At 66.2% G+C, this 13667-nt stretch carries 11 protein-coding genes; 5 read left to right on the forward strand and 6 right to left on the reverse strand.

Annotated features, from left to right (window positions below; all coding sequences use genetic code 11):
• Window position 1 precedes the first annotated feature (1 nt).
• Together AB3X99_RS38975 and AB3X99_RS38980 are read left to right on the forward strand one after the other, a co-directional pair.
• On the forward strand, window positions 2–628 hold the full coding sequence (locus tag AB3X99_RS38975) for a CYTH domain-containing protein (RefSeq protein ID WP_342949874.1): 627 nt from the start codon (window positions 2–4) through the stop codon (window positions 626–628).
• 174 nt (window positions 629–802) lie between these two features.
• The gene (locus AB3X99_RS38980; RefSeq protein ID WP_368606808.1) at window positions 803–1762 is read left to right on the forward strand and encodes a uracil-DNA glycosylase; all 960 of its coding nucleotides are present in this window, start codon (window positions 803–805) and stop codon (window positions 1760–1762) included.
• A 115-nt stretch (window positions 1763–1877) separates the two neighbouring features.
• Here AB3X99_RS38980 and AB3X99_RS38985 read toward each other — a convergent pair whose 3' ends face one another.
• The 4 genes from AB3X99_RS38985 to AB3X99_RS39000 form a co-directional block, all read right to left on the reverse strand.
• Window positions 1878–2474 carry an FMN-dependent NADH-azoreductase gene (locus AB3X99_RS38985; protein WP_069269174.1) on the reverse strand — a complete coding sequence of 199 codons (597 nt, stop codon included), beginning with the start codon at window positions 2472–2474 and terminating at the stop codon, window positions 1878–1880.
• Window positions 2475–2671: 197 nt separating this feature from the next.
• A complete protein-coding gene (locus AB3X99_RS38990) occupies window positions 2672–4462 on the reverse strand; it encodes a M61 family metallopeptidase (protein ID WP_368661846.1) in 1791 nt (596 codons plus the stop codon).
• A 135-nt stretch (window positions 4463–4597) separates the two neighbouring features.
• Window positions 4598–5329 (reverse strand): DsbC family protein, encoded by a 732-nt coding sequence (locus AB3X99_RS38995; RefSeq protein ID WP_069269176.1) that lies wholly within the window; start codon window positions 5327–5329, stop codon window positions 4598–4600.
• Window positions 5330–5493: 164 nt separating this feature from the next.
• On the reverse strand, window positions 5494–6666 hold the full coding sequence (locus tag AB3X99_RS39000; protein WP_368661847.1) for a UbiH/UbiF family hydroxylase: 1173 nt from the start codon (window positions 6664–6666) through the stop codon (window positions 5494–5496).
• A gap of 281 nt (window positions 6667–6947) precedes the next feature.
• Between AB3X99_RS39000 and ychF the strand changes: the two genes are divergently transcribed.
• From ychF to AB3X99_RS39015, 3 genes are all read left to right on the forward strand, one after another.
• A complete protein-coding gene (gene ychF / locus AB3X99_RS39005) occupies window positions 6948–8042 on the forward strand; it encodes a redox-regulated ATPase YchF (RefSeq protein ID WP_069269177.1) in 1095 nt (364 codons plus the stop codon).
• 38 nt (window positions 8043–8080) lie between these two features.
• Complete coding sequence (gene ettA, locus AB3X99_RS39010) at window positions 8081–9745, forward strand: energy-dependent translational throttle protein EttA (protein ID WP_133190145.1); 1665 nt, start codon at window positions 8081–8083, stop codon at window positions 9743–9745.
• Between the two features lie 153 nt (window positions 9746–9898).
• Entirely contained in the window at window positions 9899–11053 is a 1155-nt protein-coding gene (locus AB3X99_RS39015) for a DUF748 domain-containing protein (RefSeq protein ID WP_368661858.1), read from the forward strand.
• Window positions 11054–11090: 37 nt separating this feature from the next.
• Here AB3X99_RS39015 and AB3X99_RS39020 read toward each other — a convergent pair whose 3' ends face one another.
• The gene (locus AB3X99_RS39020) at window positions 11091–11714 is read right to left on the reverse strand and encodes an HAD family hydrolase (RefSeq protein ID WP_368661848.1); all 624 of its coding nucleotides are present in this window, start codon (window positions 11712–11714) and stop codon (window positions 11091–11093) included.
• A 65-nt stretch (window positions 11715–11779) separates the two neighbouring features.
• A complete protein-coding gene (locus AB3X99_RS39025; protein WP_368661849.1) occupies window positions 11780–13594 on the reverse strand; it encodes an aminopeptidase P family protein in 1815 nt (604 codons plus the stop codon).
• Between the last annotated feature and the right edge of the window lie 73 nt (window positions 13595–13667).

The raw sequence follows: 13667 nt of genomic DNA on the forward strand, positions 1-13667 counted from the left end.
CATGGGTATCGAACGCGAAATCAAGCTAGCGCTGCCCCGCGACCAGGTGGACGCGGCGCGGCGTCTCTTTGAGACGCGCGCCGGCAAGCCGGGTCGCGCCATCCGGCTGGAAAACATCTACTTCGACACGCCGGCGCTTGCGCTCGCGCGCGCAAAGAGCGCGCTGCGCCTGCGCCGCGCGCCCGAGGGCTGGCTGCAGACGTTCAAGACCGTGGGAGTGGCGCAAAACGGGCTGCACGCGCGGCACGAGTGGGAAATGCCGGTGGCGGGCGAAGCGCTCGAAATCGACAGGCTGCTGCACGAGTGCGATGAAGCCGGCGTTTCGACGGCACTCTCGGATGCCGCCGCGAACCTGATCCCGCTCTTTCGCACCGACTTCCAGCGCACGCTGTGGACGCTCGAAGTCGACGGCGCGCAAGTTGAAGCGGCCATCGATCAGGGCGAAGTCACCGCGGACGTGAACGGCGAAACGCGGCGCACGCCGATCTGCGAAATCGAACTCGAACTGAAGTCGGGCGACGAAGCGGCATTGCACACGCTCGCGGCGGAACTCGCGCGGGCGCTGCCAGGCCTTGCGCCGGACGACATCAGCAAGGCCCAACGCGGGTACAAGCTGCGCGAGGGCTGAGAACGGTGCGGCGCGGCTTCAGCGCGCCGCGCAACGCGCTCAATCACCTGTAGATAGCGGATAGCGCCGAAACAGTGCTGTTAGTTGCAACATCATCGCCGATGCCGCGAGAGGGACCCGGCCGCGCTCGCGCCGGATTGAATCGCCGCGCAATTGCTGCGACACTTGCCGCCCATGACCTCCACGAAACGCCCGCGCGTCGCGATGCCGGTGCAAGCTTCGCTGTTCGACGACTTTCTGGCCGACGCAGCACAAGCCACGCTCGACGAGCCGCCGCTGCCCGAAATCGACCCGCGCCAGATCACGATCTTCTCGCTGTTCGGCGCCGACGAATTCCCGGCGCCCGAACGCACGCACGCCGTTATGCCCGCCCCCGCCATGCCACACGACCCCACCGCGCCGCAGGCCGCCATCGACACCACGCGCCTCGAAGACCAGTTCGACGCGCTGCCCGCCGCCTGGCGCGAGCTGCTTGCGCCGTTCATCACGAGCGACGCCTACGCGCCGTTGTGCCGCTTCGTCGATGACGAGCGCGCCGCCGGCAAGACCGTCTATCCCGCCGACGTGTTCCGCGCGCTGCGCCTCACCTCGCCCGACGACGTGAAGGTCGTGATCCTCGGCCAGGACCCGTACCACGGCGACGATCGCGGCACGCCGCAGGCGCACGGCCTGGCGTTCTCGGTGCCGCCTTCGGTGCGCCCACCGCCTTCGCTGCGCAACATCTTCAAGGAAATCGCAGCGAGCCTCGGCATTCAGGCGCCGACGCACGGCTGTCTCGACGCCTGGGCGCGCCAGGGCGTGCTGCTGCTCAACACGGTGCTCACCGTCGAGCGCGCGAGCGCCGCGAGCCATGCGAAGCGCGGCTGGGAGCGCTGCACCGACACGCTGATCCAGCAACTCGCCGCGCGCCACGAAAACCTCGTGTTCATGCTGTGGGGCGCGCACGCGCAGAACAAGCGCGCGTTGCTCTCGGGTGCGCATTGCGTGCTCGAAGCGCCGCATCCGTCGCCGCTTTCCGCGCATCGCGGCTTTCTCGGCTGCGGGCATTTCGCGCAGGCCAACGAGTATCTGCAGGCGCACGGCCGCCAGCCGATCGACTGGCGTTTGCCGGAGGAAGGCCTCGTGCTCGCCTGAGCCGCCTGAGCCGCTTGGGCCTCGCAACGCGACGACGCGCAATGAAAAACGCCACGAGATCGTTCTCGTGGCGTTTTTGCTTTTACAGCCGTCAAACAGGCAACAAGCGCGAACGTTACGCTGCAGCGATCGCCTCACGCGCGCCTGCGAGCGCGGCGCTTGCTGCGTCCGGGCCCATGTTCAGGCCTTCGGCGAAGATGAAGTTCACGTCGGTCATGCCGAGGAAGCCGAGGAACGACTTCAGGTACGGCGTCTGGCTGTCGTGCGCGGTGCCTTGATACTTGCCGCCGCGTGCCGAAACGACATGGACCTTCTTGCCGTTCACGAGGCCTTCGGGACCGTTCGCGGTGTAGCGGAACGTGATGCCGGCGCGCGCGATCCAGTCGAAGTACGTCTTGAGCTGCGACGAGACGCCGAAGTTATACATCGGCGCACCGATCACGATGATGTCCGCTGCCTGCAGTTCCGCGATCAGCGCTTCGCTGCGTGCAGCGATGGCCTGCTGCTCCGGCGTACGCTGCTCGGCCGGCGTGAAGAACGCGCCGAGCACGGCGTCGTCGAGGTGCGGCAGCGGGTCGGCTTGCAGGTTGCGCGTGACGACTTGCGCGCCCGGATTCGATTGTTGCAGCCTGGCCGTCAATTCGTTGACGAGCAGCGTCGACTGGGCGCCTTGCGAGCGGGCGGCGGAATTGATTTGCAGGATCGTGGTCATGGTGGCTCCTTCGGGTCTCAGTTGCGCAACGTTGCGCGAGTGAAGGCATTGTGTTTTTTTACCGGGCTCCGAAAAAGTAGTCCGCCGATGACGGATTGTTGCAACGATAGAACAATCGCGGGCATGAAAAAACGGCGTGGGATCCGTTACCCACGCCGCTTATGGCGCCGCGTGCCGCCGCACCCTGTCCCAGCGGCTTACGCCGCCAGCCAGCGCTCGCGCAATGCGCGCGCGGGCGCACGCTTGTCCGAGGCGGCGAGCTTGTAGCGCGCGACCTCGGGCGCATCGAGGGTCAGACGCGCCACGCGAAGCTCGTCGCGGCGGAACGCGTGGATGTCGACCTTCGTGCCCGGCTGGTAGCGCGAGAGCAGCGCGTCGAGATTCGAACCCGTCACACGCAGGCCGTCGAGCGCTACGAGCGCGTCGCCAGCCGAAAGCCCCGCCTTCTGGGCCGCGCCGCCTTCGTAGACGACGGCAAGCGTCGCTTCGGCGCCGCCACGCAGCCGCGCGCCGAGCGACGGTTTCGCGCCGCGTTCGGGCTCCCCTTCGAGCGTCACGCCGAACGGTTCGAACAGCGCCGCGAGCGGCAGGTCGCGCGTGCCGCGCACGGCGTCGCTAAAGAGCGCGCCCAGTTCCACGCCGGTCGCCTCGGCGATCAGCGCCTCGACATCGTCCTCGCCCACGCCCACCGGCTTGCCGCGATAGAAGTCGCGCCCATAGCGCTGCCACAAGAGGCGCATGACGTCGTCGAGCGATTTGCGGCCGTTCGTCTGCGCGCGAATCGCGAGATCGAACGACAGCGCCACGAGCGAACCCTTGGTGTAGTAGCTCACGATCGCATTCGACGCGTTCTCGTCCTGGCGGTAATACTTCACCCACGCGTCGAACGAGCTTTCCGCGACGCTCTGCTTCAGTCGCCCCGCCCCGCGCAGCACGCCGGCGATCGTCTTGCCGAGCAGGCCGAAGTATTCGTCTACGGAAATGAGGCCGCTACGCACGAGCATGAGGTCGTCGTAGTACGACGTGAAGCCCTCGAACAGCCACAGCAGCGACGTGTAGTCCTCGCGCGTGAGGTCGTACGGCACGAACGCCGCAGGCTTGATGCGCTTCACGTTCCACGTGTGGAAATATTCGTGGCTGCACAGGCCGAGGTAGGTGCGATAGCCGTCCGACGTCTCGGGCTTGCCCTTCACCGGCAGGTCGGTGCGATTGCAGATCAGCGCCGTCGAGGCGCGATGCTCGAGGCCGCCGTAACCGTCGCTCACGGCCTGCGTCATGAACACGTAGCGCTCCATCGGCGCGCGCTTCGTGCGCGGCTCGAACAGCGCGATCTGCGCCTCGCAGATCTTCTTGAGGTCGGCGGCGAGACGCTCGATGTCGAGCGCGACCACGCGGCCCGCGATCACGATGTCGTGCGGCACGCCGTGCGCCTTGAAGCTCGCGAGCGTGAACTCGCCGAGCGTGACCGGATGATCGATCAGCTCGTCGTAATTCGTGGCCGTGTACTCGCCGAAGCCGTAACGCTTGGTGCCGCGCGCTTCCGTGAGCGCCGTGCCCACGCGCCAGTGGCGGTAGGCGTGCCCGTCCGGACGCTGAATATCGACGGCGTGCTGCGCCTCCTCATGGCCGAGCGCCGCGAGAAACACGCTCGTGCCGTTGAAGAAGCCCACCGTGTCGTCGAGATGCGCCGCGCGCACGGACAGGTCCCACGCGTAGACTTCATAACGCAGCGTGAGCGCGCCCTTCACGGGCGCGGCCTGCCACGAATGCTTGTCGGTCTTCGTCACGCGCACCTTGCGGCCCGCGTCGTTGAAGGCGCGCAGCGTGACGATGTTGCGCGCGAACTCCCGCACCATGTAGCTGCCCGGAATCCACACGGGCAGCATGAAGCATTGGCCGTCCGGCGCGGGGTCTTCCACGGTGAGCGTCACCTCGAACAGATGCGCGGCGGGATTCTTCGGGACGATGGTGTATCGGATCGGCTTCATCGGCGGGATCGGTGAGAGATTCGGTCAGCAGACGCTGCAGTGCAAATTCAGTATGCCCGGCAGACAAAAACGGACAAAAAGCGCCGGGCAAAAAAGTACCGGCCGCGAAAGCGGCCGGCGGGTTCAGGCGAGGCGTCAGTGCGCGCCGTTCAGACCGCGCTCGAGCCGGTCGGCGCTGACGGCGCCCGGCAGGCGCGTGCCGTCCGCGAGGATCACGGTGGGCGTGCCGGTCACGTTCATCTTCTGGCCGAGCGCGAGATTGCTGTCGATGGCGGCCGTGTCGCACGTGCCGGCTGCCGTGGGCGCCTTGCGGTCGACCATCCACGATTCCCACGCCTTGCCACGGTCGGCCGAGCACCAGATCTGCTTGGCCTTCGCCGTCGAATCCGGCGAGAGCACCGGGTACAGGAAGGTGTAGACCGTCACGTTGTCGACGGACCTGAGCGTGCTTTCGAGCTGATGACAGTACGGGCAGTTCGGGTCGGAGAACACGGCCATCTTGCGCTTGCCGTCGCCCTTCACGACCTTGACCGCGTTCTCGAGCGGCAGCTTCGAGAAATCGACCTTGTTGATTTCGTTCAGGCGCGCCTCGGTGAGATTGCGGTGCGCCTTGGTGTCGATGAGTTCGCCGGTGAGCACGTAATCGCCGCTGGCGTCGCTATAGACGATCTGCGTGCCGAGGTTGATCTCGTAAAGGCCCGGCATGGGCGCCTTGGTGATGCCCTTGATGTCGCTGGCGTCGATGCCGAGACGCGTCTGCAGCGCCGACTTGATCTTGTCGGTGGTCTGGTCGGCCTGGGCCGAGCAGCCGAGCGCCGAGGTGGCTACCGCGATCACGAGCGCGGCAAATCGAATACGCGTTTGCATGGGATGCATTCCTGATTCAGGCGCGCCGCGCAGGGGCGACGCGCGCAGAGTTCCGTTGAACGGCCGGGGCGGCATGTGCTGCGGGCGCGGCCAATATGTCCATTCTAAGCCGCACTGGCCTCGAGCAACCGAAATGCCTGCTTGCGCAGGCGAGCCCGTCGATACTAGCCGAGCGCCGAGGCCACGAGCCAGCGCTTGAGCAACGGCTGCGCCCCCACGAATGCCATGCCCGTATTGCGCACCGCGCGCGCGAGCGTGCCCGGGAACGAGAAAAGCCGCTGCAGGCCGTCGGTGGCCACGACGAGCTTCTGGATGTCCTCACGGCGACCGCGTTCGTAGCGGCGCAGCAGCACGATGTCGCCGAGATCGCGGAATGCCTCTTTCTTCGTGACCACGTCGACGAGCGCGGCGACGTCGCGCAAACCGAGGTTCACGCCCTGGCCCGCCAGCGGGTGAATCAGATGCGCGGCGTCGCCGACCAGGGCGACGCGCGGCGCCACGAGCCGGTCGACGGTTTGCAGAGACAGCGCAAAACCGCGCGCGGGCGTGACGCATTCGAGCGCGCCCAGCTGGCTTTGCGAGACGCGCTCGACTTCGGCGGCAAGCTGCGCCGGTTCGAGCTTGAGGAGTTCTTCGGCATGTTCGGTCTGCGCCGACCAGACGAGCGATACGTGCCGATCGGGCAGCGGCAGCAAGGCGACGATCTCGCCCTCGCGGAACCACTGGTACGCCGTTTCGCCGTGTGGCTTTTCCGCGCGGAAGTTGGCGACCACGCCGGTTTGCCGGTAATCGCGCCGCTCGACCGTCGAGCCGATCTGCGCGCGCACCCACGAATGCGCACCGTCCGCGCCGATCGCGAGGTCGGCTTCGATCGTGCGGCCATTGGCGAGGCCGATCACGGCCGCGTCGGGTTTCACGTCGAGCGTCTGCGCACGCGTGTCGATCCACGCGAGATTGGGCTGGAAGTGCAGCGCGGCGTCGAGCGCACGCTCGACGATCGACGACTCGGCAATCCAGGCCAGCTGCGCAACCGAGGCCTGATATGCCGAGAAGTGCAACTCCGCCGCGGCGTCGCCGAACACGCGCATGTCGTAGACGGGCGTGAGGCGCGCGGCGTCGGCGGCCTGCCAGACCCGCAGCCGCTCGAACAGCGCCTGCGAGCTGCGCGAAAAGGCGTACACGCGCGCGTCGAACACGGCTCCCGCAGGCAGCGGCGCGCACGGCTGCGCGAGCAGCGCCACGCGCAGGCCGCTCTGGGTCAGCGCGAGCGCCGCCGACTTGCCGACGAGGCCGCCGCCGATCACGGCGACATCAAAGGTCTGGTTGCTTGCAGTCATGCGCGCATTATAGCCGCGGGCGCTTGTGTGGCCGGGCGGGACGGGCGCGGTGTTGCGGCGCAGCAAGACGTTGCGGGAAGACGGCCCGCCAGCGCGGCGACACCCGCGGCTAACCCTCACCCGGACGAGGTTACAATTACGGTTTTCGTGACTCCCCGTCACGTCCCCCGACGTGCCAACTGCGCCGCCCCGCCCGCCGCTTCCGCTTTCGCGAGACGCCCGGCCCCGGGCCTTCGCGCGCGGCGAGCCGCACGTCACCACCCTGACATGCAGAGATTTACATGAGCCTCCAATGCGGCATCGTCGGCTTGCCTAACGTCGGCAAGTCCACCCTCTTCAACGCGCTGACCAAGGCGGGCATCGCGGCCGAGAACTACCCGTTCTGCACGATCGAGCCCAACGTCGGCGTGGTAGAAGTGCCGGATCAGCGCCTGAAGGCGCTCGCCGAAATCGTCAAGCCCGAGCGCGTCGTGCCGGCCGTGGTCGAATTCGTCGACATCGCGGGTCTGGTCGCGGGCGCGAGCAAGGGCGAAGGCCTCGGCAACCAGTTCCTCGCGAACATCCGCGAAACCGATGCGATCACGCACGTCGTGCGCTGCTTCGAAGATGAAAACGTGATCCACGTGGCGGGCAAGATCGATCCGCTCGCCGACATCGAAGTCATCAACACCGAACTGGCGCTCGCCGACCTCGCCACCGTCGAGAAGGCGCTCACGCGCTACTCGAAGGCCGCGAAATCGGGCAACGACAAGGAAGCCGCGAAGCTCGTGGCCGTGCTCGAAAAGGTGCGCGCGCAACTCGATCAGGCAAAGCCCGTGCGCGGGCTCGCACTGAGCGACGACGAGCAGGCGCTGATCAAGCCCTTCTGCCTCATCACCGCGAAGAAGACCATGTACGTCGCGAACGTGAAGGAAGACGGGTTCGAGAACAACCCGCATCTGGACGCCGTGCGCAAGTACGCTGAAGGCGAGAATTCGCCGGTCGTGGCCGTGTGCGCCGCGATCGAAGCGGAAATCGCCGACCTCGAAGACGAAGACAAGATCGCGTTCCTCGCCGATATGGGCATGGAAGAGCCGGGCCTCGACCGCGTGATCCGCGCGGGCTTCAAGCTGCTCGGCCTGCAGACCTACTTCACGGCGGGCGTGAAAGAAGTGCGCGCGTGGACGATCCATGTCGGCGATACGGCCCCGCAAGCCGCGGGCGTGATCCACACCGACTTCGAGCGCGGCTTCATCCGCGCGCAGACCATCGCGTTCGACGACTACGTCCAGTACAAGGGCGAAACCGGCGCTAAGGAAGCCGGCAAGATGCGCGCCGAAGGCAAGGAATATGTCGTGCACGACGGCGACGTAATGAACTTCCTGTTCAACGTATAAGCGACACCTTTTTCTACCCGTTTCCAAAAGACACTCTCATGGCCCAATACGTCTTCACCATGAACCGGGTCGGCAAGATCGTGCCGCCCAAGCGCCAGATCCTGAAGGACATCTCGCTGTCGTTCTTCCCCGGCGCCAAGATCGGTCTGCTCGGCCTGAACGGCTCGGGCAAGTCCACGCTCATCAAGATCATGGCCGGCGTCGACAAGGATATCGAAGGCGAAGCCACGCCGATGCCCAACCTGAACATCGGCTACCTGCCGCAGGAACCGCAGCTCGATCCGGAAAAGACCGTGCGCGAAGCGGTCGAGGAAGGTCTGGGCGACGTGTTCAACGCGCAGAAGAAGCTCGACGAGATCTATGCCGCCTACGCCGAACCGGACGCCGACTTCGACGCGCTGGCCGCCGAACAGGCGAAGTACGAAGCGATCCTTGCGACGACCGACGGCAGCGCGGAACAGCAGATCGAAATCGCCGCCGACGCGCTGCGCCTGCCGGCCTGGGACGCGAAGATCGGCAACCTCTCGGGCGGTGAAAAGCGCCGCGTCGCGCTGTGCAAGCTGCTGCTCGAAAAGCCCGACATGCTGCTGCTCGACGAGCCGACCAACCACCTCGACGCCGAATCGGTCGAGTGGCTCGAACAGTTCCTCACGCGCTTCCCGGGCACCGTGGTCGCCGTGACCCACGACCGCTACTTCCTCGACAACGCCGCCGAGTGGATTCTCGAACTCGACCGCGGCCACGGCATTCCCTGGAAGGGCAACTACTCCAGCTGGCTCGACCAGAAGGAAGAGCGCCTGAAGCAGGAAGAAGCGTCGGAATCGGCGCGCCAGAAGGCGATCAAGAAGGAGCTGGAGTGGGTGCGCCAGAACCCGAAGGGCCGCCAGGCGAAGTCGAAGGCGCGTATCGCGCGTTTCGAGGAACTGTCGAGCTCGGAATACCAGAAGCGCAACGAAACGCAGGAAATCTTCATTCCGGCGGGCGAGCGTCTGGGCAACGAAGTCATCGAGTTCAAGAACGTCAGCAAGTCTTATGGCGACCGTCTGCTCATCGACAACCTGAGCTTCAAGATTCCCGCGGGCGCGATCGTCGGCATCATCGGGCCGAACGGCGCCGGTAAATCGACGCTGTTCCGCATGCTCACGGGCAAGGAGCAGCCGGATTCGGGCGAAATCGTGCAAGGCCCGACCGTCAAGCTCGCCTACGTCGATCAGAGCCGCGACGCGCTGGCCGCCAACAAGACCGTGTTCGAGGAAATCTCGGGCGGCGCGGACGTGCTCACGGTGGGCAAGTACGAAACGCCGTCGCGCGCGTACATCGGCCGCTTCAACTTCAAGGGCGGCGATCAGCAGAAGATCGTCGGCAACCTCTCGGGTGGTGAGCGCGGCCGTCTGCACCTGGCCAAGACGCTGATCTCGGGCGGCAACGTCCTGCTGCTCGACGAACCGTCGAACGATCTGGACGTCGAAACGCTGCGCGCGCTCGAAGACGCCCTGCTCGAATTCGCGGGCTCGGTGATGGTGATTTCGCACGATCGCTGGTTCCTCGACCGTATCGCCACGCACATCCTCGCGTTCGAAGGCGACTCGCAGGTCACGTTCTTCGACGGCAACTACCAGGAGTACGAGGCCGACAAGATCAAGCGTCTCGGCGAAGAAGCTGCACGTCCGAAGCGTCTGCGCTACAAGCCGATCAGCCGCTAAGCAGGCGCGATCGATAGCAAACAACGGCGGCCCGCGGGCCGCCGTTGTCGTTCTGGCAGGTTCAAGCACACACGGCATGGCGGTTGCTCGAAAGCCGCTACGCTTAGGCTCACTTGGGGCTTGATCATGCCCAGCTCCCGCGAGGAATTCCGTATGGCGACGCCGCTGCGCAACCGTGTTGTCCTTATCGTGGCGATCGTCGTCGCGCTGCTCGTGCTCGCGGCGCTGGGCACGCTCTACGCGCTGCAGCGCGAGGCAAAGGCGTACGTGGAGCGCGCGCTCGCGCCCGTCGGCACGGCCGCGAGCGTGAACGTGGCGTTCAATCTCTCATCCGTCGAGCTCACCGACGTGCGCCTGAAGCCGCCGCCGAACTGGCCGACTGCCGACACGCTGCGCGCCGCCCGCATCACCATCACGCCCGACTTGCGCGCGCTGATCTCGCACCGCGTGCATATTCGCGACGTCACGGTGAGCGATTTCACGATGACGGTGCTGCGCCGGGAAAGCGGTTCGATCCTGATCCTGCCGAATCTGCGCGAAGCGATGGCGCAAAGCGCCGCGCCCTCGAACGGCGCGCAGGGCGAAAGCAGCCTGCCGCAGCAAAAGGTCATCGACCATATCGGCTTCGAGAACGGCACATTCGACTTCTACGACCGTTCGGTGAGCAATCCGCCGTGGCGCGTCACCGTGAACCGCGCGCAGGCGAGCGTCGACAATGTCCAGTTGCCGGCGCTTACGGAGCCCACCCGCGTTTCGGTCGTGGGCAATGTCGTCGGCCCGGCGCACACAGGACGCGTCACTTTCGACGGCTGGATGCAAATCGCGAATAAGGACTCGCAACTCCGCACGACGCTGCGTGGCGTGGATGTGCGCACGATCGATCCCTATCTGCTTAAAAAGGCCGGCGCGAAGGCCAATGTGACGGGCGGTACACTCGACCTCGATCTCAACTCGACCGTGCGCGGCTATCACCTGCACGCGCCGGGCATCGTCACGCTGCACAACCTGCAACTCTCGGATAGCGGCGACGCGGTGGACACCTTCCTGTCGATCCCGACGCGCGCCGCCGTGGCCGCATTGAAGGCACACAAGGGGGAAATCACGCTGCATTTCGTGCTCGACGGCAACCTGCGCGACCCTAAATTCAAGCTGAACGAAAACCTGATGACGGAGTTGCGCGCAGGGTTTGCGCAGGCGCTCGGGGTGAGCGCGGAAGGGGTGGCGAAGGGCGCCGGGCAAACCGCAAAGGGTATCGCTGACGCGCTGCGCAGTCTGCTGCAGCCGGTGCCGGCGCCCGCTTCGAAATAGCGCGGGACGCCGGCTTTAGCCTGCCTGGATGAGCTGCTTAGACCGGCAAGCCGAGTTCGCGCAGCTTAGCGTCGGTGGTGGCGTTGCTCGTATGGTGCACGCCGTGCCAGCCGAGCGCCGTGGCTGCCAGGGCGTTGTGCGCGTTGTCGTCGATGAAAACGAGTTCCTCGGGCTTCACGCCCGGCAACTGTGCCTCGATGCGGCGGAACATCTCGTGGAAGATCGCCGGATCGGGCTTCACGAGCTTCACGTGGCCCGATACGACGATATCGCGGCAGCGCCGCAGGATGCCAAAGCGCTCCCACGCCCACGGAAACGTCTCGGCCGACCAGTTCGTGAGACCGAAGATCGGCATCCCCGCGGCCTCGAGGCGCTCGAACGTCGCGACGCCGCCGGCGAGCAAGCCGCCGATCATCTCGTGCCAGCGCTCGTAGAACGCGCGAATGAGCGCTTCATGCTCGGGAAACGCCGCGACCAGTTCCTCCGTGCCCACGGCAATGGGCTCGCCGCCGTCCTGGCGGACCACCCAGTCCATCTTGCAGACGTGCGTGAGAAACCAGCGGCGCTCGTCGTCGTTGGGAATCAGCTTGCGATAGAGATACTCGGGACTCCAGTCCACGAGCACCCCGCCGAAATCGAACACCACGGCCTTGATCGTCATGCGCTTCTCACTCCACTTGATCGTTATCCGATCGTTATCTGATCGTTGTCGGGATGCCAGGGAAATCAGATCGGCTGCGTGCGCTTTTCGAGCCACGCGAGCGCATCGCCGCTCACGTGCGGCGCCACGCGCACGCGCACCGTCTGGTGATACGCATTGAGCCACTCGCGCTCGTCCGCACGCAGGAGCGCGAGATCGATGCATCGCGTGTCGATCGGGCAGAGCGTAAGCGTCTCGAAGCTCAGGAACTCGCCGAACCCGGTAGTTTCGGCGCGCTGGTTGAGCACGAGATTCTCGATACGCACGCCCCATTTGCCCGGCCGGTAGATGCCCGGCTCGACCGAGGTGATCATGCCTTCTTCCATGGCGGTCCAAGGCTCGGCCGGCGCGTAGTGCGAAATGACCTGCGGACCTTCGTGCACGTTCAGGAAGTAGCCCACGCCGTGACCCGTGCCGTGGCCGTAGTCCGCGCCCGCTTCCCAGATCGGCGCGCGCGCAATCGCGTCGAGCATCGGCGAGCGAATGCCGCGCGGGAATTTCGCGCGCGAGAGCGCCATCATGCCCTTGAGCACGAGCGTGAAATCGCGCTTTTGCTCCGCACTCGGCGAGCCCACGGGCACGACGCGGGTGATGTCGGTGGTGCCGTCGAGGTACTGGCCCCCCGAGTCGATGAGCAGCAGGCCATCGCCTTCGATCACGCTGTGCGACTCGGGCGTGGCGCGATAGTGCGGCATCGCGCCGTTCGCGTTGAAGCCCGCAATGGTCGCGAACGAGAGCGACTTGAAGCCCGCGCGGCGCGCACGCGCGGCGGAAAGCTTTTCGTCGATGGTCAGCTCGGTGATTCGCTCGTGGCCAAGCGCCGCCTCGAACCACGCGAAGAACTCGGCAAGCGCCGCACCGTCGTGCTCCATGGTCGCGCGCACGTGGTCGGCTTCGGCGGCGGTCTTGCGCGACTTGAAGAACGTGCTCGGATTGACCGATTCCACGAGCTTCACCGCCGACGACACCGCTTGCAGCAAGCCATACGTCACGCGGCGCGGATCGACGAGCAGCGCGGCCTTCGCGGGCAGCGCCGCGAGCGCGGCGGCGGCCTCGGCATACGGCGCGACGCGCACCTTGTCTTTCGCGAGCGACTGCACGAGCGCCTCGCTCACCTTGCCGTCGGCGACGAAGAGCGTCGCGTCGTCCGGCCCGATCAGCGCGTGCGCGACGAACACCGGGTTGTAATTCACGTCCGCGCCGCGCAGGTTGAAGAGCCAGGCGAGGTCGTCGAGCGTCGAGATGAAGTGCCAAAGCGCGCCCTTCTCCTGCATCGCGCGGCGCACCTGATCGAGCTTGCCGGCGCGGCTCGTGTCGGCGTGCGGCGCGACGTGCTCGTACACGGGCTCGAGCGGCAGCGACGGGCGGCCTTGCCAGACATCGTCGAGCAGATCGAGGTCCGTGCGCAGCGCGACGTCACGCGCGTTGAGTGCCTCGGCCAGCGCGCGCGCCGAGGCGACCCCGAGCACCGCGCCATCGACGGCGACCGCGCCGCCCGCACTCACGTTCTGCGCGAGCCAGTCGATGTGGGGCGCGCTCTGCTGGCCGCCCATCATCTTCATGAGCTCGATGCCGGTGCCGGCCAGTTGCTGCTCGGCCTGCACCCAGTAGCGGCTGTCCACCCAGACGCCCGCGAAGTCCTTCGTCACCACGAGCGTGCCCACCGAGCCGGTGAAGCCCGACAGCCACTCGCGCCCCTGCCAGCGGCGCGGCAGGTATTCGGACAGATGGGGATCGGCGGAGGGCACGAGGGCGGCATCGACGCCCGCGCGCGTCATCGCGGCGCGCAGGGCGGCAATGCGTTCGGGAATCGAGGAGGTTTCGGGGAGTCGGGCGTTCATGTTTTCACCTGCGAAGAATTCGAAGCGGAAGATGGGAATCTAGCCAAAGGCGGCGCGTTTGAGGACCGGCTGC

The sequence above is a fragment of the Paraburkholderia sp. BR10882 genome, assembly GCF_040948855.1.
GTDB lineage: Bacteria > Pseudomonadota > Gammaproteobacteria > Burkholderiales > Burkholderiaceae > Paraburkholderia > Paraburkholderia nodosa_A.